A 22,843-nucleotide genomic window follows, 5' to 3' on the forward strand; every position below is an offset into this window, starting at 1 on the left:
TCAACCTATCGCCGAAGCCCGCAGCAGCTTGGACAAGTCTTTTTTGACCTTGCTCGGATCGGCGTCCTTGGGAAAACGCATCATCAGGTGGCCGCGCGGATCCATCAGGTAGATGTGATCGGCGGCGCTGGTGCCGGCCTCGGTCGGCAGCCAGGCTTTCAGCAGGTCCGGCTTGACCCGCAGCAGCCTGGTGCCGTCGTATTCGCGCATCACCATGGTTGGCAAAGGCTGGTCGTCGGTAATCAGCCAGACCCGCTCGATCCTTTCCATTTCCTTGCCCTGCATCAGGCGCAGCTGGCGCATTTCGAACAGCTTGTCCTGGCAAGCCTTCTGGCAAGCGCCGCCGTCAACCTGCAGCATCAGCCACTTGCCCTGGTAGGCGTCCAGCGTGAGCGGCTTGCCGTCGAGCGCGGTGCTGCCCAGCTCGGGCACGGGATAGTTGCGCGGATCGAGCAGCTCGCCGTAGTTATTGCGGCTTTGCGGCTTGATCACGTAGTACGTGAGATAGGAGGCAATCATCGGCGCTGCGCATACTGCAATCACCGCGAACAGTTTCCAGCGGCCGCTCCGGCGCTGTTTGTCGTCAGCCGGACTGGGCTGGCTTGTTGGTGTTTTCTGGTCCACGTCTAAATCCTGTCACAACAAAAAAAATCAAGGCCATCACGGCCAGCGCATACCACTGGAACGCGTAGCCGCGGTGCTTTTCGATACCGAGCGAGGGCCTGGGCCAGTCGCGCAGCAAATGGTCGCCGGAATTGCTGGTCTGCTCGATCACGAACGGCTGCAGCCTGAATTTGCTGGCGGCGGCGAATTCATCGATTCCCAGGTTTTGCACAATCGCCTGGGGCCGCAAGGGGCCGGCATCTCCCAGCTGCAGGACATGGCCGAAATCGCGCCTGACCAGTCCTTCTATCTCGACCGTGCCGGCCGGCGTCGGATAAGACGGCAGCTTGCTGCGATCGGCAGGATCGCGCGGCAGCCAGCCGCGCGCCACCAGCACATAACTATCCACCCCCGTGCCCGTCGCCGCCAGCTTGAACGGCATCAGCACATAAAATCCTGCCACGCCGTTCAAGGGGCGATTGTCGAGATAGACCGGCCATCCGGCAATAAATTCACCGCGCAGCGCCATGCGCCTGAATTCGATCTGGTCAACGTCTTGCAAGGCGTCGCCAAGCTTGGCGGTGGCGTCGGCTTCGCGCTGCAGCAACCTGTTTTCGATCGCCTGCTTCTGGTCGCCGCGACGGGTTTGCCATTGTGCCAACGTTATGCCCAGCACCACCAGCAATACGGTCACCACGAAGGGAACCAGCCGAAATCTGAATCTAAACCGGAATCCGATTGGCATTACAATATCGCCTTAGTCAACATTTCCCTGGCCCAAAAATGAAAATCGTCGTCGCCATCGCCTTCATCCTGATTATCGGCAGCCTTGCTTCGGCGCTGATTTTCCTGATGCGCGACAAAGGTAAAAGCAACCGCACGGTGCAGGCCCTGACCATGCGCGTCGGCTTTTCGGTCGCCCTCTTCATCCTGCTGCTGGTCCTGTACAAACTCGGCTATATCCAGCCGACCGGGCTGCACTGAGCAGCATAGCGCTACCAGAATCCACAGTAAAAAAGGCCGCACCGAAGTGTGGCCTTTCTTTTATGCGCCTGTTTCAGGCGCTTGATCCGACCTTGCCGTTACAGCCAGTACACCACGACGTACAGGCCGAGCCAGACGACGTCCACAAAGTGCCAGTACCAGGCCGCGCCTTCAAACGCGAAATGGTGTTCCGGGGTGAAATGTCCTTTCAGTACACGGAACAGCACCACCGACAGCATGATGGCGCCGATGGTGACGTGGAAGCCGTGGAAACCGGTCAGCAGGAAGAAGGTCGAACCGTAGACGCCGGAAGTCAGCTTCAGGTTGAAGTCGCTGTACGCTTCGATGTATTCGGCAGCCTGGAAGCCCATGAAGGTCGCGCCCAGTGCGATCGTGATGAACAGCCAGAATGCGGTCTTGCCGCGGTGGCCGGCGCGCAAAGCGTGGTGGGAAATCGTCAGGGTGACGCCGGAAGCCAGCAGCAAGGCGGTGTTGATGGTCGGGATCGGGAACGGTCCCATGGTGCTGAAGGATTCGATGGTGCCGGCCGGGCCCGCATTGCCCCAGTGCGCGGCAAAGTCTGGCCACAGCAGCTTGTTGTCGAGGTCGCCCAGCCATGGCATGGCAATGCTGCGGGCGTAGAACAAGGCGCCGAAAAACGCAGCGAAAAACATGACTTCGGAGAAGATGAACCAGCTCATGCTCCAGCGGTACGAGGTATCGATGCGCGCGCTGTACATGCCGCCTTCGGACTCGCGGATGGAATCGCCGAACCATTTGAACAGCACCACCAGGAACGACAGGATGCCGATAGCGCACAGCTCCGGCCCCCACACGACGCTGTTGACCCATGCCGCGGCGCCTGCCATCGTCGCCAGCAGCGAGACGCCGCCCAGCACCGGCCACCTGGATGGGCCAGGGACGAAATAGTAAGGCGCACTACCTTGTTGAGAACTCATTTCCATCTCCCGATACAAATTTAATTAGTTTCTGTCAGTTACTGTGCTGCGGTTTTACTTAGCGACAACCAGTTTCACGATGGTGAGCAGGATCGCAATAAAAATCAGGGCGCCGAGTATCCCGGCTATCACTACATGCACCGGGTTCAGGCCGGCGGCATCGCTTTCATAATCTTTTCTCTTGCGCACGCCGAAGAACGACCAGAATACCGCTTTCATGGTGGCGCCGAATGAGGCTTTACGGCGGCTTGCTTGCTTCAGATCCGACATTTGATACCCCTGGTTGTCCTGCCAATCATGCTGCTGAATCGCCGGGATCAGCCCGGTTTGTCCGGCTGCCCTGCAATTTCAAAAAACGTATAGGACAGCGTGATCAGCTTTACATCTTTAGGTATAGCAGGATCTATGTAAAACACCACCGGCATTTCCTTGGCCTGGTTCGGGCCCAGGGTCTGCTGGGTGAAACAGAAACATTCGACCTTCTTGAAGAAAGCCGCCGCCTGCTGTGGCGCATAACTAGGAATCGCCTGTGCATCCATCTTGCGCGACTGCTTGTTCACCACTTCATACACCACCTGCGTCATTTCGCCCGGGTGCACCTGCACGCTGCTGACCGTCGGCCTGAAACGCCAGGGGCCTTGCGAATTGCCGTCGAATTCGACGGTAATCGTGCGGCTCTTGTCGACCTGGGTATTGGCCGGCGCTTCCACCGTAGCGTCTTTCGGCGTCAGGTAATTGACGCCGGTAATCTCGCAGATCTTTTTATACACCGGCACCAGGCCATAACCGAAACCGAACATCAGGACCGCAATCACCAGCAGCTTGCCCAGCATTTGCCCGTTCAGCTTCCTCGATTCAGCCTTGGCGCCTTCATTTGCACCACTATCCGCAGGATCCGCCATTTACTTGAACCACAGCATCTTGACGAAGATCGCAATGAAGAAGCTCAATGCAAGCAGGCCTACCAACAATCCGGTACGTACGTTATTCGGCTTCTTTGGGTTGCTCATTTTGCTCAGTCGCACAGGGTTGGCGGGCTGTGCTGCCGCCCGCCGCTACCGTTATTTAAAGGTCGGTGGCGTTTCGAATGTATGGAAAGGCGCCGGGCTAGGCACAGTCCATTCCAGTCCTTCGGCGCCGTCCCATGGCTTGTCGGCTGCTTTCTTGCCGCCCTTGATCGATGGAATGATCACGAAGAACAGGAAGTAGACCTGGCTCAGGCCGAAACCCAGGGCGCCGATCGAAGCGAGCATGTTGAAATCGGTGAACTGCGCCGGATAATCGGCGTAGCGGCGCGGCATGCCGGCCAGGCCCAGGAAATGCATAGGGAAGAAAGTCACGTTGAACCAGATCAGCGAATTCCAGAAGTGGATCTTGCCGCGGGTTTCGTTGTACATGAAACCGGTCCACTTCGGACCCCAGTAGTAATAACCGGCGAACAGCGCGAACAGGGAACCGGCCACCAGCACGTAGTGGAAATGCGCCACCACGTAGTAGGTATCCTGCATCTGGATATCGATCGGGGTCACCGCCAGGATCAGGCCGGTGAAACCGCCCATGGTGAACACGAAGATGAAGCCGATGGCGAACAGCATCGGCGTTTCGAAGGTCATCGAACCGCGCCACATGGTAGCGATCCAGTTGAAGATCTTGACGCCGGTAGGCACCGCGATCAGCATGGTTGCGTACATGAAGAACAGCTGCGCAGTCACCGGCATGCCGGTGGTGAACATGTGGTGGGCCCAGACGATGAACGACAGGATCGCAATCGAAGCCGTGGCGTACACCATCGATGCATAGCCGAACAGCTGCTTGCGGGCAAAAGCCGGGATGATCTGCGACACGATGCCGAACGCCGGCAGGATCATGATGTAGACCTCCGGGTGTCCGAAGAACCAGAAGATGTGCTGGTACATCACAGGATCGCCGCCGCCGGCAGCGTTAAAGAAAGATGTGCCGAAATGACGATCGGTCAGGGTCATGGTGATCGCACCGGCCAGGACAGGCATCACGGCGATCAGCAGGTAGGCGGTGATCAGCCAGGTCCAGCAGAACATCGGCATCTTCATCAGCGTCATGCCAGGTGCGCGCATGTTGAGGATGGTGGTGATGATGTTGATCGAACCCATGATCGACGAAGCACCCATGATATGGATGGCGAAAATCGCCATGTCCATGCCAGGTCCCATCTGGGTCGACAGCGGTGCGTACAGGGTCCAGCCGGCAGCGGTTGCGCCGCCCGGCACCAGGAACGAAGTCGCCAGCAGCAGGGCCGCCGGCGGCATCAGCCAGAACGAGAAATTGTTCATGCGCGCAAAAGCCATGTCGGACGCGCCGATCTGCAGCGGGATCATCCAGTTGGCGAAACCGACGAAAGCAGGCATGATCGCGCCGAACACCATGATCAGGCCGTGCATGGTGGTCAGCTGGTTGAAGAATTCCGGCTTGAAGAACTGCAGGCCAGGCTGGAACAGCTCGGCGCGGATCAGCAGCGCCAGCACGCCGCCGGACAGCAGCATGGTGAACGAGAACCACAGGTACAAGGTGCCGATATCCTTGTGGTTGGTGGCGAACAGCCAGCGGCGCCAGCCGTGCGGATGGTCATGCGCGTGGTCGTGATCGTGAGAATGATCGTGTGCGTGATCGACTGCGGTAGTGCTCATCTCAATCTCCTAATTTACTTACGCGCAGCCAGCACTTCAGCTGGTTGGACAATATTTTCCTGGGCCTTGTTGGACCAGTTGTTGCGGGTGTAGGTAATCACCGCAGCAATTTCGGTATCCGACAACACGGCTTTCCAGGCGGGCATCTGCATGCTGCCGGTGACTTTACCGTTCAGCACGACGTTGATCTGTTCGGCACGCGGGCCGTTGACGACCGGGTCGCCATCCAGCGCCGGGAACGCGCCAGGCACGCCCTTGCCGGTAGCCTGGTGGCAGACCGCGCAATTGGCCGTGTAGACTTTTTCGCCGCGCTGTTTCAATTCGTCGATGGTCCAGGTCTTGGTCGGATCGTCTGCCTGCGCAGCCATTTCCTTTTTCTTGCCGTCGACCCAGGCCTTGTAATCTGCTTCGCTCAGGACGTTGACCACGATAGGCATGAAGGCGTGGTCCTTGCCGCACAGTTCAACGCACTGGCCGCGGTAGGTGCCGACCTTTTCAGCCTTGAACCAGGTGTCGCGCACGAAACCGGGAATCGCATCCTGCTTGACGCCGAATGCCGGAATGCCCCAGGAGTGGATGACGTCGTTGGCGGTGGTGATGATGCGGACCTTCTTGTTGACCGGGACCACCATCGGATTGTCGACTTCGATCAGGTAGTTGTCGTTCTTGACCTTGGTCGAATCCACCACTTGCTCATGCGGCGTCGACAGGTTGGACAGGAAGGAAATGCCGGAACCTTCGCCGTTGAGGTAGTCATAACCCCATTTCCACTGCATGCCGGTGACTTTGATCGTGAGGTCGGCATTGGATGTGTCCTTCATCGCCACCACGGTCTTGGTGGCAGGCAGGGCCATGCCGATGACGATCAGGAAAGGAACCACGGTCCAGGCGATTTCGACGCCGGTGCTTTCGTGGAAACTGGCCGATTTGTGGCCGAGCGATTTGCGGTGCTTGAGGATGGAGTAGAACATCACCCCGAAAACGGCCAGGAAGATCACCAGGCAAATGATCAGCATCAAGTGATGCAGGTCATAGATTTGCTGAGCGATTTGCGTCACCGGTGGTTGAAAGTTCATCTGCAGTACCGCTGGACCACCCGGACTATCGACCACCGCCCATGACGGCATAGCTGCCGACAAGAGCGAGGCACCGAGCATCAACGATATAAGGCGCTTCGCATATTCCATGATTTCCTCAAAAGCCCAAAATTATAATTATGTCAAGCACTAGGCACTTGTACGCTGTAGCTCCTGCCGCAGCTCCAGAACAAACTCGCGCCGCTTCCATTTCGTCAAAAACTGCCCCACTTCAACCCTGGTGCCAAGCGCCTCGATGTCTATCAGGCCCTTGTTTGTCTCTTGCACCGCAATCCGGATCGAATGCAGATCCAGCTTGAATCGTCGAACTTCCTGTGCCTGTATCACTTCCACAAGCAGATAATCGTCCAGCATCGCTATGTGCTCGCGGTCCGTGGCATGCCTTGCATAGACCAGGAATGCGACAGCAACCGCCGACATTTCCAGGACCGCAAATACCAGGACAAACCAGGCGCCGCGCAAGGTAAAGCCGATTGCCACGGCAAACGACGTGGTACAGAGGATTGCATAGAAAAAACCAAGTTGGCGCGGCGCGATTGCGCAGTTACGCCTCAAGTCCCATTCTCGCTTAATCATGATGCACTATCGACACCGAACAAGTCGCCTGTACGCACAAGCTAAAACCTTCGAAGTATAAGGGGTAACCGAAGATGTTATCAAGGAGAATCAAATCCTTATACCCGCTGCACGCACGCCCTGAAAACCGCGCTTTCATCCCCGTGCGGCGCCGCCTTCCTCCACGACAAACCGCCCAATTATCGCCCTATCGATATGTTTCATATAGGAAATTTATTATACTGACGAGAGCCCGGATCAGCAGAGATATGCCATATTGACAACCCGCACCGTATCCCGGCCTCCCCCGACAAGGCTTGGAATTAATTAGGGTCAGAGTCGATTTATTGTCGCCAATCCAGCGGGACGCGGGTTTTCTGCGCGATGCGGCCAATCATTCCCAGTCCCGTCATGGCTTCAAATAAGCGTACCCCTGCGACTGCAGATCGGCGAGCAACACAACTGCGCCTTTATCGGCAACGGTAAAACCTGGCAGCAGATCTTTCAGCGATACGTTCTGTGCCTTCATCGTATTGATGCAGGCATTCAACCCGAGTCCCATTTTTGCCAGCCCGGCCACCTGCGCGCTCAATTCCGGGCTTGCCTGCGTTGAGTAAAACGCCTTGAGCGCCGCGCCATGTATGACCAGATTGATTTTGACCCGGTCCGGCCCTCCCATGCCGTCGAAATGATTCTGGATATTGCCGAGTACGAAACCGGCTTTATCAAGTTCATTCAGGTGATAGGCGACCTTGGCTTTATCCACGCCCGCAACGCCTACCGCATTGGCGCGCGACGCGGTGCCGGCAAGGACAGCTGCCGCGCCGATTGATGAGAACATAGTCCATAGTATGTTGCGTCGTTGCATATGTGCCCCCGAATGGAAAACGAACGAATAGGATAACGCTGATTTATCGAAGGCCTGTAAGTGCATCGACGTTAAATCAAATCCGCCAACGGATGATTTTTTCCTGTCCATGGATTGGCGAAAAAACCGTTGCCCCAATCGTCTGCCACCGCGGCCAAGGTTGCTGGCTGCCATTTCGGCTGGCGGTCCTTGTCGATGATCAGGGCCCGGATGCCTTCGGCAAAATCGGCGCGGGCGGCACAGTGCAGAGAAACCACATATTCGAGGCGGAACACTTCCGCCAGCGACATGTGCCGCGCCCGCTTCTGCAGGGCGTGCGACAGCCAGGCCGAGCCGGGGCTGCCGGCGGCCAGCGTGGCGATGCCTCTTTGCAGCCACTGGTCTTCGGTTTCCAGCGTGACGATATTGTCCACCACCTCCGCCAGGGTCGGCGCGCCGCACAGCCGGTTGATCAATGCGAAATGCTGCTGCAATGGAGCCGGCGCGGCCTCGAAAGCCGCCGCCCCCTGACCTTGGGCATCCAGCAGAACCCGGCTCAGCAACACATCATCCTGCCTGCCATCCCAAGGCTGGTCAAGCAAGGCAGCCAGCACCGCCTGCTTTTGCGCATGGCTGACCTGGTAGTCGGCCAGCCGCGCAAAAATGGCGTCGGCCGCACCGATGGAAGCCCCGCTCAAGGCCAGGAACAAACCGGCCTGGCCCGGCATGCGGTTCAGGAACCAGGTGCCGCCCACGTCCGGATACAGGCCGATCGTAATCTCCGGCATCGCCAGCCGCGACTTCTCGGTCACCACGCGGTGGCTGGCGCCCGCCATCAGGCCGATGCCGCCGCCCATCACGATGCCATGGCCCCAGGCCAGGATCGGTTTCGGATACGTATGGATCAGGTAGTCGAGCCGGTATTCGCGCTCGAAAAAATCGCAGGCGTAAGTATTGCTGCGAATATCTTCCGGCTTGCCGGCGGCATGCTGGTCCAGCATGGTGCGGTACAAACCCTGCAAGTCGCCGCCGGCGCAAAAAGCCTTTTCGCCGGCAGCCTGCAACACCACCATCGCCAGTTGCGGATCGGCGGCCCATGCACGCAATTGCTGGTCCAGCAGGTCCACCATTTCCAGCGATATCGCATTCAGCGTCTTTTCGACATTCAGCGTGGCGACGCCGATGCGTTTGCCATTTTCGGCCGCCAGCTCTTCGAACAAGGCCGGCGCCGCCGTCATATTCACTTCTGCCATCATTGATTGCTCCACACAGCCGGACGCTTTTGCAGGAAGGCATTCACGCCTTCCTTTTGATCCTGGGTATCAAACAGGTCGAGGAACAATTCGCGCTCCACCGGCAGCAAGTTCGCCAGGGGATTGCCGCGCGCGCCCTGGATCAGTTTCTTGCAGGCGCTGATGCTGGACGGGCTCTGCTTGCTAACCTGCTCGGCCAGCGCCAGCGCGCGCTGCCTGACCTCGCCCTGCTTGACCACTTCTTCGACCAGGCCGATGCGCAATGCCGTTTCAGCATTGACCCGCTCGCCGCACAAGATCATGCGTTTGGCCCAGCCTTCGCCCACCAGCCACGGCAGGTTCTGGGTGCCGCCGGCGCAAGGCAGCAGACCGACCGCAGCCTCGGGCAAAGCCATCTGCGCGTGCTCCTCGGCGATGCGCAAGTCGCAGGCCAGCGCACACTCCAAACCGCCGCCCATGGCGTAGCCGTTGATGGCGGCAATCGAGACGCCGCGGAAGCCCGACAGGGTTTCGAATGCCTCGCCGAAGCGGCGCGCCATTTCGCGCGCCATGACCTTGTCGCCATCGGCGAACAGTTTCAGGTCGGCGCCGGCGCAAAAGAATTTCCCGCCTTCGCCGGTGAGCACCAGGCTGTAGATACCCTTGTCCGCATTCAAGTCCTGGACCAGGCGCGTCAGGTCGCGCAGGGCGGCGCCGGTCCAGGTATTGGCCGGTGGATTGGCCATCGTGACGACGGCGGTGTGGCTGATGATTTCCAGCCGCAGGTTGGTGTAGGTAGTGTTGTCGCTATTCATCGGATGTCCTCGTTGGATGCGCTGCTCAGCAACTGGCGGGCAATGATCACGCGCATGATTTCATTGGTGCCTTCCAGGATCTGGTGCACGCGCACATCGCGGAAATGGCGCTCCAGCGGGTATTCCCGGATGTAGCCGTAACCGCCGTGGATCTGCAGCGCTTCGTTGCAGATCTGGAAGCCGATGTCGGTGGCAAAGCGTTTCGCCATCGCACAGTATGTCGTCGCATTCGGATCCTTGGCGTCCAGCTTGCAGGCGGCCAGGCGCACCATCTGGCGCGCGGCCACCAGCTCGGTCTGCATGTCGGCCAGCTTGAACTGCAGCGCCTGGAAATCCGACAGCGGCCGGTTGAATTGCCGCCGCTCGCTCATGTACGCGTGCGCTGCATCCAGTGCCGCCTGGGCGGTGCCGACCGAGCAGGTAGCGATATTGATGCGGCCGCCATCGAGGCCGCGCATCGCCAGGCGGAAACCTTCGCCTTCTTGTCCCAGCAGGTGATCGGCGGGAATCCGCACGTTATCGAAGCTGATGGTGCGCGTCGGCTGGCTGTTCCAGCCCATCTTTTCTTCCTTGCGGCCATAACTGATGCCCGGCGTATCGGCCGGCACCACGAAAGCCGACACGCCATGGGCGCCGCCGGCGCCGGTGCGCGCCATCAAGACCAGGACATCGGTAGCGCCGGCGCCGGAAATGAAAGCCTTGGAGCCGTTGATCACATACTCACCGTTAACCAATTGCGCGCTGGTTTTCAAAGACGCAGCGTCCGAGCCTGAACCCGGTTCGGTCAGGCAATAGGAGCCCAGCTTCTGGCCGCTCGCCAGCTTGCCGCACCAGGCTGTACGCACTGCCGGCGTGGCCCAGTTGGCGATCATCCAGCTCACCATGTTATGGATCGTCAGATAGGCCGTGGTCGAGGTGCAGCCGCGCGCAAGTTCTTCGAATACGATGGTGGCGTCCAGCCGCGACAAACCCAGGCCGCCCGCTTCTTCAGGCGTGTACAAACCGCAGAAACCCAGTTCGCCCGCCTTGGCGATGACATCGGTCGGGAAGATACTCTCGGCATCCCACTTGGCGGCATGCGGCGCCAGTTCTCCTGCTGCGAAATCACGCGCGGTCTGCTGGAACGCGCGTTGCTCCTCTGATAATTCGAAATCCATGGTGGTCTGCCTCCAAATCGGATGGGTATCGGTGATTGCTGCTGACGGCAATTTCTATCCCAGCAGGATAGCAATAATTGACGTTAACGTAAACGTCACCCAATCCATTTGGACGAAAAAAAAGCGACGGAGAGAATGCCGTCGCCTGAGACCGCCTACCTGCCTTATGACTATTTAGGCATCAATACGGTATCGATCACGTTGATCACGCCGTTCGACTGATTCACGTCATAGGTGCTGATATTGGCGCTATGGCCGCCTTCGTCAGTGACGGCAATATTGTGCGGGCCATTTTGCGTGAAGGCCAGCTTGCCGCCGCTGGCGGTAGGCAATTCTGCCTTGCCATTGCCTTGCTTGATGGCGCTTTCAAGCCTGGCATAGCCATACCGGCCTGGCACCACGTGATAAGTCAGGATTTTGGTCAGGGTCGCCTTGTTTTCCGGCTTGACCAAGGTTTCGACCGTACCGGCCGGCAGCTTGGCGAAGGCAGCGTTGGTCGGGGCAAATACAGTGAACGGCCCTTTGCCTTTCAGCGTTTCCACCAGGCCCGCAGCTTTTACCGCGGCTACCAGGGTGGTGTGGTCTGCCGAATTGACAGCGTTGTCGACGATGTCCTTGCTGGGATACATGCTTTGCCCGCCAACCATCACGGTATCTTCTGCATGAGCCGCGCCGGCGGCAATCAGGGTTGCGGACAAAGTCAAGGCATAGGTAAGTTTGCGCATGATGATTCCTTTGAAAGAAAGTCAGTTTTCGGAGCCTGCACAGTCATATACGCAACTGCCCCGAAACCGGATTCGCCGGATCCAAAAAAAATCATGCAAGAAGATGGCGATGCCGATATGGCATCTGCCGAAAGAAAATGAAGTAAGCCGATAGGCCGGATTCTGTTACGACGTCCAGGCTTGCGCCCTCGCGTTATGACAACCATTCCTCTAGGCGCTGGATTACTCCAGCGCTCAAGCTTCCTACCCGCACGCTCCGCGAGCAACATCAACGCGTGCCTATTTGGAATTGCTCCGAGTGGAGGTTACCGCGTTTCACCGTAACTTAATACGCTCGTCTCTGTGGCCCTATTCCTCGCCTCACGGCGGACGGCCGTTAACCGTCACCCTGCTCTATGGAGTCCGGACCTTCCTCCCGCCGGCGCATTGCAGCGCCGGCCAGCGGCTGTCTGGCTTACTTCAGGCCGCATTTTACCGCAACGGGAGCGGCAGCCCGCGCTATTTCATTGCACTTGCGCCATCGGACCCTGTAGACGATGCCAAAACAGCATGAGACAGAATATTGAGGCATACGTATAGTATTCATGGCTTTGTGCACTGCAAGAGCACGGCAAGCGATATCACATCCCCGACAGGACAAGACAAATGCACATCTGCGTATTGGGCGCCGGCGTCATCGGCGTCACTTCCGCCTACCGGCTGCTGGAAGCCGGCCACCAAGTCACGCTGGTCGACGCCGAAGCGCTGCCCGGCAGCCAGACCAGCCTGGGCAACGGCGCCCAGCTGAGTTTCTCCTATGTCGCGCCGCTGGCCGATCCTTCGGTCTGGACCCACTGGCCGGAATACCTGTTCAGCGCCGGTTCGCCATTGACGCTGCGGCCGAAAATGGATCCGGCGCAATGGCGCTGGCTGTTCAAGTTCCTGGCGGCCTGCAACGCCAGCCGGGTCAGGCACACCACTGTCGACCTGCTGCGGCTGGCGTTCTTCAGCCGCGACCAATTGCAGCAATTGATGCAGGCGCAGCCGTTGGATTTCCAGCATCGCCGCGCCGGCAAGCTAGTGATGTACGGCGACGCCAAAGGGCTGGAAGGCGCCCGCAGGCAAATCGAGTTCCAGGCCCTCCATGGCTGCCAGCAGGAAATCATCGACGCCGCGCGCTGCATGCAGATCGAACCGGCGCTGGCCAACGCCAAGCGCGACTGGGTTGGCGGCGTGTATACCCCGAGCGAAGAAGCGGGCGACTGCGCACTGTTCTGCCGGCAACTGGTCGGGGCCATGTCGCAACAGTCGGGCTTCCGCTTCGCTCACTCGCAGCGCATCCATAAACTGGAAATGCGCAATGGCGCCTTGACAGCGGTGCACGCTGGCCAGGAACAGATAGCCGCCGACGCCTTCGTATTGGCATTGGGCGCCGCCAGCGCCGATTTTGCACGCCACGCCGGCTTCTCGCTGCCGCTTTACCCGCTCAAGGGCTACAGCATCACCGTGCCGCTGGACAACGCCGCCACGCAGGCCGCGGCGCCGCAGGTGTCGATCACCGACCTTTCCCGGAAAATCGTTTATGCCCGGCTGGGAAACCGCCTGCGGGTTGCGGGGCGGGTGGAGCTGGTCGGCATGGATCGCAGCATACCGGCTGCCGCCATCGATGAACTGAAGCGCGGCGTCAGCGAATTGTTCCCTGGCTGCGGCGACTTGTCCGACAGCGCCGGCCTGTCGCCCTGGACCGGATTCCGGCCGGCGACGCCGAGCGGCGTGCCGCTGATTTCCGCTTCCCCAGTCAAGAACCTGTACCTGAATGTCGGCCACGGCAGCCTCGGCTGGACCCTGGCGCACGGCAGCGCAAGCCTGCTGGCCCAGCTGATCGCGGGCGGCGCCACTGCGATCGACACCAGTCCTTTCTCATTTAGCGCAAGCAAAGGAACATCATGAAACTCATCACCAACCAGCAAGTCGCGGAACTGATCAACACCGGCGACGCCATCGATGCCATGCGCCAGGCTTTCGCCGGCATCGGACAAGGCGCGCAGCAGGCCAGGATGCGCACCAGCGCGGGCCCCGTCATGATGTCCAGCATGGGCGCATTGCTGCCGGCCGCCGGCATTGCCGGTTACAAGGTCTACACCACGATCAACGGCAAATTTCATTTCGTCACCGTGCTGTTTTCTACCGAAGACGGGCGGCCGCTGGCGGCGATTGAATCCGACACCATGACCGGCCTGCGCACCGCTGCCGCCACCGCAGTCGCCGCCGACAACCTGGCCAGGCAAGACGTGTCCACGCTGGCGGTGATCGGCACCGGGGTCCAGGCGCACTCGCATGTGCCGGCTTTGCTGGCGGTGCGAAAATTCAAGGAGATCCTGATTGCCGGCCGCAGCGGGCAGCAGCAGTTTGCAGAGCAGGTCACGCAGCAGACCGGCATCCCGGCGCGCGCCGTCAGCATCGACGAAGCAGCCCAGGCCGGCGACGTAGTAGTCACTGTGACGCGCTCGGCCACGCCGCTGTTTTCCGGCGACTTGCTGCAAGCCGGCGCCTTCGTGGCGGCAGTAGGCGCTAGCAAAGGCAACCTGCGCGAACTCGACGACCGCGCGATCGCCCGCGCCAACACCCTGGTGGTCGAATGGAAACCACAAGCGCAACAGGAAGCCGGCGACCTGCTGCTGTGCCAGCCCGGCACTTTCGCCTGGGACCAGGTGTGGGAGCTGGGCCAGATTGTCGACGGCAGCAGCACTTACCAGCGCCAGCCGGACGACCTGGTGATCTACAAGGCGATTGGCGTCGGCCTCGAAGACATCGCCCTGTCCGGCCTGGTTTATCGCCGCGCCTGCCAACGTTTCGGCTGGTAAGCCCCGTTACACGCGGGATTGCTTGCCGCCGCCATGCCGTCAGTCTAGAATCGGGCCACCGATGACTACTGACGACAAACACACATGGAATTCCACCTGCTGAGCTTCCTGAAGACCGTGCTGTTTGTGCTGGCGGCACTGTTGCCGATCATGAATCCGCCCGGCGGCGCGCCGATTTTCCATGCGCTGACCATCTCCGCTTCCGACGCCACCCGCAATTCGCTGGCGCGCGGGGTGGCCATCAACTCCTTCCTGCTGCTGATGGGCGGCATGTTCATCGGTACCCATGTGCTGGCTTTTTTCGGCCTGTCGCTGCCGGTGGTGAAAGTCGCCGGCGGCCTGCTGGTGGTGGCCACTGCCTGGAAAATGCTGAACTCCGATGAAACGCCGATGGCGGAAGCGGTGCCTGCATCGCTCTGGACCGAACAGCTGGCCTCGAAGAAGGCTTTTTATCCGCTGGCGTTTCCGCTCACGGTCGGCCCCGGTTCGATCTCGGTCGCCATCACCCTGGGCGCCGGCGTGCGCGTGCCGAACGTGCCGCTGCCGCTGTCCATGGTCGCCGCCGTCGCCGGCCTTGCACTGGCGGCATTGGCGGTCTATCTCAGCAATCGTTTTGCCGGCGTGCTGATACGCATGCTGGGCGAGACCGGCACCACCGTCATGCAGCGCATGACTTCATTCATCTTGCTGTGCATCGGCGTGCAAATCCTGTGGGACGGAGTGAGCGGCTTATTATTGTTGTGGCAAGCGCACTAAATCACTTTTTCTGATTTTGCGGAATTCTAGTGATAAGATTACTGCCTCACCAACTCATTAGGAGCACACTATGCTGAAGAAGATGATGGTAGTTGCAGCGATGTTTGGCATGCTGGGCGCGCTGTCAGCGTGCAACACGATGGCCGGTGTCGGCAAGGACGTGCAAACCGGTGGTGAAAAGGTACAAGACGCGGCTCAGGACGTGCAAAAGAAAATGTAGTTTCCTGCGATGCTTTGCAGATAAAAAAAACCCGGCCTGGCGTCGGGTTTTTTATTCACGTCATGCAAGCATCGCGGTGCATCAGGCAAACTTGCTGAAATCAGGCTTGCGTTTTTCGAAGAAAGCCATGAACGCCTCGGCCGCCTCTGGCGCAGCCAGCATCGCACCGAAGTGCTCGACCTCCTGCTTCATCTGCGCTTCCACTGCCGCGGTCTGGCCGCCTTTCATGAGGCGCTTGGTGACGCGGATCGAAGCCGCCGGCAAAGCAACCAGCTTGGCCGCCTGTGCTCGCGCGAACGCCTGCAATTCTTCAGCTGGCAGCACCTTGTTGACCAGGCCCATGGCATTGGCTTCCTCTGCCGTAAAAGCCTCGCCCAGCAGGAGCTTTTCCGCCGCCCGCTGGTAGCCTGCGATTTGCGGCAGGATCAGGCTGGAAGCCGCCTCCGGGCACAGGCCGAGCTGCGTGAACGGCATCGAGAAACGCGCATTGTCGGCGGCATACACCAGGTCGCAATGCATCAGCAGGGTGGTGCCGATGCCGACCGCGGCGCCCGCCACCGCTGCCACCAGCGGCTTGCTGGCATGGCTGATCTGCCACAGGAACTGGAACACCGGGCTGTCGGAACCGGTCGGCCGGTTCTTCATGAAATCTTCGAGGTCGTTGCCGGCGCTGAAAATCTGCGGCTTGCCGGTAAACAGGATCGCCCTAACCGCGCTATCGCTCTCGGCATCTTTCAAGGCGTCGACCATGGTCTGGTACATGGCGGCGGTAATTGCATTTTTCTTTTCCAGGCGATTGAATTCAATCGTCAGGATGCCGTTTTCCTTGCTGGTCAATATATCCATTTTCTACTCCGGTTCGGCGCGCAGTGTGCAACGCCTTGATTCAATTGAAGATACAAAAAAAACCGCACGGCGGTAGCTGTACGGCTTTTTCTGTTTTTGACGATTGCTTATGACAATCTGGATAACTTGATTACATGCGCTCGAAAATACCTGCAGCGCCCATGCCGGTGCCGACGCACATGGTGACCATGCCGTACTTCAGGTTGTGGCGGCGCATGGCGTGGATCGTGGTTGCCGAACGGATCGCACCGGTTGCACCCAGCGGATGGCCGAGGGCGATCGCGCCGCCCATCGGGTTGACCTTGGCCGGATCGAGGCCGAGGTCCTGGATCACGGCCAGCGATTGCGCTGCAAACGCTTCGTTCAGTTCGATCCAGTCCAGCTGGTCCTGGGTGATGCCGGCGGCGCGCAACGCTGCCGGTATCGCTTCCTTAGGACCGATGCCCATGATTTCCGGCGGTACGCCGCGCACTGCAAACGAAGCGAAACGCGCCAGCGGCGTCAGGTTGAACTGCTTCAGGATCTTTTCGCTGACCAGGATCAGCGCACCGGCGCCGTCCGAAGTCTGCGAGGAGTTGCCCGCAGTGACCGTGCCCTTGGCGGCAAACACTGCCTTCAGCTTGGCCAGGCCTTCCATGGTGGATTCGCGCGCGCCTTCGTCGCGATCGACGGTACGGGTCTTGATATCGATCTGGCCGGTCGCCAGGTTAGGGAAACGCTCGATGATCTCGACCGAAGTCATTTCATCCTTGAACTCGCCGGCCGCCTGCGCCGCCAGCGCACGACGGTGCGATTCCAGCGCGAATGCATCCTGCGCTTCGCGCGACACTTTCCATTGCTGCGCCACTCTTTCACCGGTCAGCCCCATGCCGTAGGCCATGCCGATGTTTTCATCCTTGAACACGTCCATGTTGACCGACGGATGGAAACCCATCATCGGCACCATCGACATCGATTCGGCGCCGCCTGCGAACATCACATCGGCCTGGCCGACGCGGATGCGGTCAGCCGCCATCGCGACTGCGGTGATGCCGGAAGCGCAATAACGGTTGATGGTGACGCCGCCGATGGTGTTCGGCAAGCCAGCCAGCAACACGGCGTTGCGCGCCATGTTCAAGCCTTGCGCGCCTTCCGGGAACGAACAGCCGATGATCGCATCTTCGATCAGTTTCGGATCCAAGCCCGGCACTTGCGCCAGCGCCGATTGCATTACGCGCACCAGCAGGTCGTCCGGGCGCGTGTTCTTGAACATGCCGCGCGGCGCCTTGCCGATTGGCGTGCGGGTAGCGGCGACGATGTACGCATCTTGAAGTTGTTTAGTCATTTCCTGCTCCTGTTTGATTAGTTGCGCACTGGTTTGCCGGTCTGCATCATGCCCATGATCCGCTCTTGCGTCTTAGGGTTGTTCAGCAGTTCGACGAACGCTTTGCGTTCCAGGTCCAGCAACCATTGTTCATTCACTACGCTGCCCTCTTCCACTTCGCCGCCGCAGACGATGTTGGCGATCATGCTGCCCAGCTTGTAGTCATGGGCGGAGATGAAACCACCGTCGCGCATGTTGACCAGCTGCGCCAGGATGGTCGCAACGCCGTAACGGCCGATGACCGGGATCTGCGCTTTCAGCGGCGGACGATAGCCAGCGTCGAACATGGCGCGCGCTTCGACCTTGGCCACATGCAGCAGCTCGTAGGCATTGAACACGATGACATCGTCGGCCTTCAGGTAGCCCATGCTCTTCGCTTGCAAGGCCGATTTCGACACGTTGGCGGTTGCCGCGTTGAGGAAAGAAGTCTTCAGGAATTGCAGGATGTCGTTGCCCTTGGCATCGTTGGCAGCGCGTACTGCCGCTTCCTTCAAACCGCCGCCGGCCGGGATCAGGCCGACGCCGACTTCAACCAGGCCGATATACGACTCGATCGACGCCACGCGCTTGGCCGTATGCAACGCCAGTTCGCAGCCGCCGCCCAACGCCAGGCCGGCCACCGCGGCGACCACTGGCACGCTCGCATACTTGAGGCCCATGAAAGCCTGCTGCAGCTCGGCGACCATCGGTTCGATCGCCTTGGCGCCGCCCGACATGAACAAAGGCAGCATCGATTGCAAGTCCGCGCCAGCCGAAAATGCGCCGCCTTCAGCCGCATCCGCATGCCACAGCACCAGGCCCTTGTAATTCTTTTCGGCTTCCGCCACGGCTTTGTTCAGGCCGGCGATGACGCCAGGTCCGATCACGTGCATCTTGGTCTTGAACGACAGGACCAGCACTTCGTCGTTCTGATGCCATGCGCGCACCGAGTCGTCCTCGAATACGGTAGTGCCGGCAGTCTTGCCGTCGGCTACGCCTTCGCCCAGCAACGGCGCGCGGAATACCTGGCGCTCGTAGACCGGCAAGGTGGAACGGGCGACGTTGGCTTTCTTCGCCGGCGAATAAGAACCGTCGGCAGCGTGCACGCCGGTGCGGCCGTCGAATACCCAGGCTGGCAGCGGCGCATTGCACAGCGCCTTGCCGGCGTCGATATCTTCCTTGACCCAGCCGGCGATCTGCTGCCAGTCGGCGGCTTGCCAGATCTCGAACGGACCTACGCTCCAGCCGAAGCCCCAGCGCATGGCGAAATCGATGTCGCGCGCATTGTCGGCGATCGATTCCATGTGGACAGCGATGTAATGAAAACCGTCGCGGAAGATGGCCCACAGGAACTGCGCTTGCGGATTGCTCGATTCGCGCAGGGTTTTCATGCGCTTGACCGGATCCTTGTCTTTCAGGATGCGCGCCACCAGTTCGTCGGCCTTGCCGCCGCCGGCAACGTACTCGCCTTTGGCCGCATCGATGCGCAGGATGTCCTTGCCGACCTTCTTGTAGAAACCGGCGCCGGCCTTCTGGCCCAGCGCGCCCTGCTCAACCAGCTTGGCCAGCAGCGGCGGCGTTGCGTACACGCCGTAGAAAGGATCGTCCTTCAGGTTGTCCTGCATGGTCTTGATCACATGTCCCATGGTGTCCAGGCCGACCACGTCGGCGGTACGGAATGTGCCGGACTTGGCGCGGCCCAGCTTGGCGCCGGTCAGGTCATCCACCACGTCGACCGACAGGCCGAATTTTTCAGCCTGGTGCACGGTCGACAGGATGCCGAACACGCCCACGCGGTTGGCGATGAAGTTTGGCGTATCTTTGGCGCGGACCACGCCCTTGCCCAGCGTAGTAGCGAGGAAGCCTTCCAGCTGGTCGAGGATTTCCGGCTTGGTGGTCGCGGTAGGAATCAGTTCAACCAGGTGCATATAGCGCGGCGGGTTGAAAAAGTGCACACCGCAGAAGCGTGCTTTCAGTTCAGCGTCGAAACCTTCCGACAAGGCGGTGATCGACAGTCCCGAAGTGTTGGAAGCGAAAATCGCGTTCGGCGCAATGTGCGGCGCAACCTTCTTGTACAAGTCATGCTTCCAGTCCATGCGCTCGGCGATGGCTTCGATGATCAGGTCGCAGCCGGCCAGCACATCCAGGTTGTCTTCGTAGTTGGCGACTTCGATCAGCGATGCGTCATCCTTGTTGCCGAGCGGCGCCGGGCTGAGCTTCTTCAGGTTTTCAATGGCGCGCAGGACGATCCCGTTTTTCGGGCCTTCCTTGGCCGGCAGGTCGAACAGCACTACCGGCACCTTGGCGTTGAGGCAGTGGGCGGCAATTTGCGCACCCATCACGCCGGCGCCGAGTACGGCGACTTTTTTAACGATGAAATTGGACACTTGTATCTCCTTGGTCAGTCTGTTGGGGACGTGGACATGCGTAGCTTCAGCGCATGCCCACCCTACGGCTTAATTAGAATAAATCCGCATCCAGCGCCATCAGGCTGGCCGAACCGGAACGTGCCTGGCGAATCAGCATTGCGGTTTCCGGCAGCAGGCGGGCGAAATAGAAACGTGCGGTAGCCAGCTTGGAAACGTAGAACTTGTCACCTGAATCTTGCTTGGCCAAAGCGATCTTTGCCATTTGCGCAAAGAAGTAGGCATATACCAGATGGCCCACCACGCGCAGGTAAGGCACTGCCGCGGCGCCTGCTTCGTCAGGATTCTGGAAAGCCTTCATGCCGATTTCCATGGTCAGCTTGCTGACCTTGTCGCCGAGATCGGCCAGCGGCGTGATGAATTCCGACAAGGCTTCGTCAGCGCCATTCTCTTCGATGAACGCCTGCACCTTGGCGCCGAATTTCTTCAACTTGGCGCCGTTGTCCATCAATACCTTGCGGCCCAGCAGATCCAGCGACTGGATGGTGTTGGTGCCTTCGTAGATCATGTTGATGCGGGCATCGCGCACATATTGCTCCATGCCCCATTCGGCGATGAAGCCGTGGCCGCCGTACACCTGCATGCACTCCGACGTCGCCGTCCAGGCGTTATCGGTGATGAAGGCCTTGACCACAGGAGTCAGCAACGCAACTTCATCAGCTGCATCCTTGCGCACTGCTTCATCGGGATGGTTCAGCTCCTTGTCCAGCTGCAGCGCGACGTAGGAACAGAATGCGCGGGCGCCTTCAGCATACGCTTTTGCCGTCAGCAGCATGCGGCGCACGTCTGGATGGACGATGATCGGATCGGCTGGCTTGTCCTTGGCCTTGATGCCCGACAGGCTGCGCATCTGCAGCCGGTCCTTGGCGTACACCAGCGCGTTCTGGTAAGCGACTTCAGTCAGGCCCAGGCCTTGCATGCCGACGCCGAGGCGGGCTGCGTTCATGAACACGAACATCGCGTTCAAGCCTTTATGCGCGCCGCCGATGATCCAGCCGGTGGCGCCGTCCAGGTTCATCTGGCAGGTCGAATTGCCGTGGATGCCCATTTTTTCTTCGATCGCGCCGCAAGTAATCGGATTGCGCGCGCCCAGGGAACCGTCAGCGTTCGGCAGGAATTTCGGCACCAGGAACAGGGAGATGCCTTTCGAACCTTCCGGCGCGCCTGGCAAACGCGCCAGCACCAGGTGCAGGATGTTGGCCGACATGTCGTGCTCGCCGGCCGAGATGAAAATCTTGCTGCCGGTGATGCTGTAGGAACCGTCGGCTTGCGGCTCGGCTTTCGAGCGCAGCAGGCCGAGGTCGGTGCCGCAATGCGCTTCGGTCAGGCACATGGTGCCGGTCCATTCGCCCGAAACCAGCTTGGGCAGGTACATTGCCTGCTGCTCCGGCGTGCCGTGGGCGTGCAGGCACTCGTAGGCGCCGTGCGACAAGCCCGGGTACATGGTCCAGGCCTGGTTCGACGAATTCAGCATTTCATAGAAAGAATTGTTCATCACCAGCGGCAGGCCCTGGCCGCCGAATTCCGGATCGCAGGACAGCGCAGGCCAGCCGGCTTCCACGTACTGCTTGTAGGCTTCCTTGAAACCCTTGGGCGTGGTCACCGTGTGGCTGGCCTTGTCGTGGTGGCAGCCTTCGCGGTCGCCGGAGTGGTTCAGCGGGAACAGTACTTCGGAGGTGAACTTGCCGCCCTCTTCCAGCACTTGGTTGATGATGTCGGCATCGATCTCGGCATGCTTCGGCAATTGTTTCAGTTCATCTTCTACATGCAGCAACTCGTGCATGACGAATTGCATATCCCGCAGTGGCGCGACGTATTGACCCATGGTGCTCTCCTGATGATTGTTTGTATTTACTGGATTGATCTGGCTGCCGGCTTGGCAGCGATTTTTTGATTCGTTTGCGAGGATTTCTTGGTGGACTGGAGCGCCTGCGTATCACGATAACTGTCAATCAGGCGGTCGAAACCTTTTTGAGCGCGTTCTACGCTGCCGGCTTTTTTCAGGAAACGGGCGTCGTGATGCAGACCCAGGATCAAGCCGTACATCTCGTAGACCAGCTGGTCGGCGTCGGTGTCGGCGCGCAGGTGGCCGGCGTCGACTGCCTGCAGTGCGCAGCGATGCAGGGCCTGCTGCCAGGTGCGCACCATGGTCACCAGCTGTTCGCGGATTTCTCCCGGCCGGTCATCGTACTCGACGGCGCCGCTGATATAGATGCAACCGGAGGCGATTTCAATCGTCACCTGACGGATCCAGCGGGCAAACATGCATTCCAGGCGCGGCAGGCCGCGTGCTTCCTTGATACTCGGATAGAACACTTCCTGCTCGAACTGGCGGTGGTACAGCTTCACCACTTCGATCTGCAGATCTTCGCGCGAGCCGAAATGGGCAAACACGCCGGATTTGCTCATGTTCATTTTTTCGGCCAGCAAGCCGATGGTCAGACCCTCAAGGCCGTCACGGCTCGCCAGCGTGATGGCAACGTCGAGAATCGCTGCCCGCGTCATTTCGCCTTTACGCATGAATTTCGGCGGCATGTCAGTATGTGCCACGATAGTCCTGTCTCTGTCTGGTTAGGTCTGGATACAATCGGCGTTGCCTGGCTCGAAGACGGCTGCCTGCAAGAATGCGAACGCTCGTACTATTATGCACCAGAATCGAAATGTCAAACAGCGACTTAGAGGGGCCGTTCTACCGAGAATTCCTTCGAAATCCAGCGGAAGTTCTATTTGCGCTTCCTGAGCCCTGGATATGGCAGCCGCGCTTGATGAGAAA

At 59.6% G+C, this 22,843-nt stretch carries 23 protein-coding genes and 1 other RNA gene; 5 read left to right on the forward strand and 19 right to left on the reverse strand.

The features are described from left to right. Entirely contained in the window at positions 1–624 is a 624-nt protein-coding gene (locus AC07RZ_RS10770) for an SCO family protein (RefSeq protein ID WP_494667935.1), read from the reverse strand. Then, positions 584–1,300: an SURF1 family protein gene (locus tag AC07RZ_RS10775; protein WP_494667936.1), complete on the reverse strand. Its 717-nt coding sequence runs from the start codon at positions 1,298–1,300 to the stop codon at positions 584–586. The genes AC07RZ_RS10770 and AC07RZ_RS10775 overlap by 41 nt, the downstream gene beginning before the upstream one ends. Positions 1,301–1,386: 86 nt before the next feature. Here AC07RZ_RS10775 and AC07RZ_RS10780 point away from each other — a divergent pair, with 86 nt between their 5' ends. Next, the gene (locus tag AC07RZ_RS10780; RefSeq protein ID WP_092394731.1) at positions 1,387–1,587 is read left to right on the forward strand and encodes a twin transmembrane helix small protein; all 201 of its coding nucleotides are present in this window, start codon (positions 1,387–1,389) and stop codon (positions 1,585–1,587) included. A gap of 98 nt (positions 1,588–1,685) precedes the next feature. Here AC07RZ_RS10780 and AC07RZ_RS10785 read toward each other — a convergent pair whose 3' ends face one another. The 12 genes from AC07RZ_RS10785 to rnpB form a co-directional block, all read right to left on the reverse strand. Then, positions 1,686–2,546 carry a cytochrome c oxidase subunit 3 gene (locus AC07RZ_RS10785; RefSeq protein WP_342828779.1) on the reverse strand — a complete coding sequence of 287 codons (861 nt, stop codon included), beginning with the start codon at positions 2,544–2,546 and terminating at the stop codon, positions 1,686–1,688. Positions 2,547–2,600: 54 nt separating this feature from the next. Then, a complete protein-coding gene (locus tag AC07RZ_RS10790) occupies positions 2,601–2,816 on the reverse strand; it encodes a DUF2970 domain-containing protein (RefSeq protein WP_092394728.1) in 216 nt (71 codons plus the stop codon). 47 nt (positions 2,817–2,863) lie between these two features. Beyond that, positions 2,864–3,448: a cytochrome c oxidase assembly protein gene (locus tag AC07RZ_RS10795; protein WP_494667937.1), complete on the reverse strand. Its 585-nt coding sequence runs from the start codon at positions 3,446–3,448 to the stop codon at positions 2,864–2,866. A 159-nt stretch (positions 3,449–3,607) separates the two neighbouring features. Next, positions 3,608–5,209, reverse strand: coding sequence for a cytochrome c oxidase subunit I (gene ctaD, locus AC07RZ_RS10800; RefSeq protein ID WP_342828780.1), 1,602 nt, complete (start codon positions 5,207–5,209; stop codon positions 3,608–3,610). A 14-nt stretch (positions 5,210–5,223) separates the two neighbouring features. Beyond that, a complete protein-coding gene (coxB, locus tag AC07RZ_RS10805) occupies positions 5,224–6,396 on the reverse strand; it encodes a cytochrome c oxidase subunit II (RefSeq protein WP_092394719.1) in 1,173 nt (390 codons plus the stop codon). A 39-nt stretch (positions 6,397–6,435) separates the two neighbouring features. After that, complete coding sequence (locus AC07RZ_RS10810) at positions 6,436–6,882, reverse strand: DUF2244 domain-containing protein (protein WP_494667938.1); 447 nt, start codon at positions 6,880–6,882, stop codon at positions 6,436–6,438. A 388-nt stretch (positions 6,883–7,270) separates the two neighbouring features. After that, positions 7,271–7,840 (reverse strand): DsrE family protein, encoded by a 570-nt coding sequence (locus AC07RZ_RS10815; RefSeq protein ID WP_494667939.1) that lies wholly within the window; start codon positions 7,838–7,840, stop codon positions 7,271–7,273. Continuing rightward, positions 7,801–8,964 (reverse strand): enoyl-CoA hydratase/isomerase family protein, encoded by a 1,164-nt coding sequence (locus AC07RZ_RS10820; protein ID WP_494667940.1) that lies wholly within the window; start codon positions 8,962–8,964, stop codon positions 7,801–7,803. Before AC07RZ_RS10820 ends, AC07RZ_RS10815 begins: the two co-directional genes overlap by 40 nt. After that, positions 8,961–9,755 (reverse strand): enoyl-CoA hydratase, encoded by a 795-nt coding sequence (locus tag AC07RZ_RS10825; protein WP_494667941.1) that lies wholly within the window; start codon positions 9,753–9,755, stop codon positions 8,961–8,963. Before AC07RZ_RS10825 ends, AC07RZ_RS10820 begins: the two co-directional genes overlap by 4 nt. Next, entirely contained in the window at positions 9,752–10,912 is a 1,161-nt protein-coding gene (locus AC07RZ_RS10830) for an acyl-CoA dehydrogenase family protein (RefSeq protein ID WP_144739957.1), read from the reverse strand. The genes AC07RZ_RS10825 and AC07RZ_RS10830 overlap by 4 nt, the downstream gene beginning before the upstream one ends. Positions 10,913–11,082: 170 nt before the next feature. Beyond that, positions 11,083–11,637 (reverse strand): fasciclin domain-containing protein, encoded by a 555-nt coding sequence (locus AC07RZ_RS10835; protein ID WP_494667942.1) that lies wholly within the window; start codon positions 11,635–11,637, stop codon positions 11,083–11,085. A 135-nt stretch (positions 11,638–11,772) separates the two neighbouring features. Beyond that, positions 11,773–12,098: RNase P RNA component class A (rnpB, locus tag AC07RZ_RS10840), an RNA gene on the reverse strand. Positions 12,099–12,282: 184 nt separating this feature from the next. On the opposite strand from rnpB, the gene AC07RZ_RS10845 reads away from it, so the two are divergent. The 4 genes from AC07RZ_RS10845 to AC07RZ_RS10860 all read left to right on the forward strand — a co-directional run bounded on the left by AC07RZ_RS10845 (position 12,283) and on the right by AC07RZ_RS10860 (position 15,456). Further along, positions 12,283–13,566, forward strand: a complete 1,284-nt coding sequence (locus AC07RZ_RS10845) for a D-amino acid dehydrogenase (protein WP_494667943.1) — start codon at positions 12,283–12,285, stop codon at positions 13,564–13,566. Further along, on the forward strand, positions 13,563–14,480 hold the full coding sequence (locus AC07RZ_RS10850) for an ornithine cyclodeaminase family protein (protein ID WP_494667944.1): 918 nt from the start codon (positions 13,563–13,565) through the stop codon (positions 14,478–14,480). Before AC07RZ_RS10845 ends, AC07RZ_RS10850 begins: the two co-directional genes overlap by 4 nt. An 84-nt stretch (positions 14,481–14,564) precedes the next feature. Continuing rightward, positions 14,565–15,236, forward strand: a complete 672-nt coding sequence (locus AC07RZ_RS10855; protein ID WP_144739969.1) for a MarC family protein — start codon at positions 14,565–14,567, stop codon at positions 15,234–15,236. Between the two features lie 70 nt (positions 15,237–15,306). Beyond that, positions 15,307–15,456 (forward strand): entericidin A/B family lipoprotein, encoded by a 150-nt coding sequence (locus tag AC07RZ_RS10860; protein ID WP_342828791.1) that lies wholly within the window; start codon positions 15,307–15,309, stop codon positions 15,454–15,456. An 81-nt stretch (positions 15,457–15,537) separates the two neighbouring features. Here the strand turns inward: AC07RZ_RS10860 and AC07RZ_RS10865 are convergent, their stop codons facing one another. The 5 genes from AC07RZ_RS10865 to AC07RZ_RS10885 all read right to left on the reverse strand — a co-directional run bounded on the left by AC07RZ_RS10865 (position 15,538) and on the right by AC07RZ_RS10885 (position 22,590). Continuing rightward, positions 15,538–16,302 (reverse strand): enoyl-CoA hydratase, encoded by a 765-nt coding sequence (locus AC07RZ_RS10865; protein ID WP_494667945.1) that lies wholly within the window; start codon positions 16,300–16,302, stop codon positions 15,538–15,540. Between the two features lie 130 nt (positions 16,303–16,432). Then, positions 16,433–17,626, reverse strand: a complete 1,194-nt coding sequence (locus tag AC07RZ_RS10870) for an acetyl-CoA C-acyltransferase (protein WP_144739975.1) — start codon at positions 17,624–17,626, stop codon at positions 16,433–16,435. 17 nt (positions 17,627–17,643) lie between these two features. Next, the gene (locus AC07RZ_RS10875; RefSeq protein WP_494667946.1) at positions 17,644–20,031 is read right to left on the reverse strand and encodes a 3-hydroxyacyl-CoA dehydrogenase/enoyl-CoA hydratase family protein; all 2,388 of its coding nucleotides are present in this window, start codon (positions 20,029–20,031) and stop codon (positions 17,644–17,646) included. A gap of 73 nt (positions 20,032–20,104) precedes the next feature. Further along, entirely contained in the window at positions 20,105–21,895 is a 1,791-nt protein-coding gene (locus tag AC07RZ_RS10880) for an acyl-CoA dehydrogenase C-terminal domain-containing protein (RefSeq protein ID WP_144739979.1), read from the reverse strand. Positions 21,896–21,921: 26 nt separating this feature from the next. Continuing rightward, complete coding sequence (locus tag AC07RZ_RS10885; protein ID WP_342828936.1) at positions 21,922–22,590, reverse strand: TetR/AcrR family transcriptional regulator; 669 nt, start codon at positions 22,588–22,590, stop codon at positions 21,922–21,924. Between the last annotated feature and the right edge of the window lie 253 nt (positions 22,591–22,843).

It is taken from the genome of Collimonas sp. GW821-FHT07E08 (assembly GCF_059418905.1).

Bases quoted from the DNA above. Each gene is read 5' to 3' on its own strand.
- AC07RZ_RS10780 (WP_092394731.1), top strand. From the start codon at position 1,387: ATGAAAATCGTCGTCGCCATCGCCTTCATCCTGATTATCGGCAGCCTT.
- AC07RZ_RS10820 (WP_494667940.1), bottom strand. From the start codon at position 8,964: ATGATGGCAGAAGTGAATATGACGGCGGCGCCGGCCTTGTTCGAAGAG.
- AC07RZ_RS10835 (WP_494667942.1), bottom strand. From the start codon at position 11,637: ATGCGCAAACTTACCTATGCCTTGACTTTGTCCGCAACCCTGATTGCC.
- AC07RZ_RS10870 (WP_144739975.1), bottom strand. From the start codon at position 17,626: ATGACTAAACAACTTCAAGATGCGTACATCGTCGCCGCTACCCGCACG.
- AC07RZ_RS10830 (WP_144739957.1), bottom strand. From the start codon at position 10,912: ATGGATTTCGAATTATCAGAGGAGCAACGCGCGTTCCAGCAGACCGCG.
- AC07RZ_RS10845 (WP_494667943.1), top strand. From the start codon at position 12,283: ATGCACATCTGCGTATTGGGCGCCGGCGTCATCGGCGTCACTTCCGCC.
- AC07RZ_RS10815 (WP_494667939.1), bottom strand. From the start codon at position 7,840: ATGGACAGGAAAAAATCATCCGTTGGCGGATTTGATTTAACGTCGATG.
- AC07RZ_RS10810 (WP_494667938.1), bottom strand. From the start codon at position 6,882: ATGATTAAGCGAGAATGGGACTTGAGGCGTAACTGCGCAATCGCGCCG.
- ctaD (WP_342828780.1), bottom strand. From the start codon at position 5,209: ATGAGCACTACCGCAGTCGATCACGCACACGATCATTCTCACGATCAC.
- coxB (WP_092394719.1), bottom strand. From the start codon at position 6,396: ATGGAATATGCGAAGCGCCTTATATCGTTGATGCTCGGTGCCTCGCTC.
- AC07RZ_RS10790 (WP_092394728.1), bottom strand. From the start codon at position 2,816: ATGTCGGATCTGAAGCAAGCAAGCCGCCGTAAAGCCTCATTCGGCGCC.
- AC07RZ_RS10850 (WP_494667944.1), top strand. From the start codon at position 13,563: ATGAAACTCATCACCAACCAGCAAGTCGCGGAACTGATCAACACCGGC.
- AC07RZ_RS10885 (WP_342828936.1), bottom strand. From the start codon at position 22,590: ATGCGTAAAGGCGAAATGACGCGGGCAGCGATTCTCGACGTTGCCATC.
- AC07RZ_RS10825 (WP_494667941.1), bottom strand. From the start codon at position 9,755: ATGAATAGCGACAACACTACCTACACCAACCTGCGGCTGGAAATCATC.
- AC07RZ_RS10855 (WP_144739969.1), top strand. From the start codon at position 14,565: ATGGAATTCCACCTGCTGAGCTTCCTGAAGACCGTGCTGTTTGTGCTG.
- AC07RZ_RS10785 (WP_342828779.1), bottom strand. From the start codon at position 2,546: ATGAGTTCTCAACAAGGTAGTGCGCCTTACTATTTCGTCCCTGGCCCA.
- AC07RZ_RS10795 (WP_494667937.1), bottom strand. From the start codon at position 3,448: ATGGCGGATCCTGCGGATAGTGGTGCAAATGAAGGCGCCAAGGCTGAA.
- AC07RZ_RS10860 (WP_342828791.1), top strand. From the start codon at position 15,307: ATGCTGAAGAAGATGATGGTAGTTGCAGCGATGTTTGGCATGCTGGGC.
- AC07RZ_RS10865 (WP_494667945.1), bottom strand. From the start codon at position 16,302: ATGGATATATTGACCAGCAAGGAAAACGGCATCCTGACGATTGAATTC.
- AC07RZ_RS10880 (WP_144739979.1), bottom strand. From the start codon at position 21,895: ATGGGTCAATACGTCGCGCCACTGCGGGATATGCAATTCGTCATGCAC.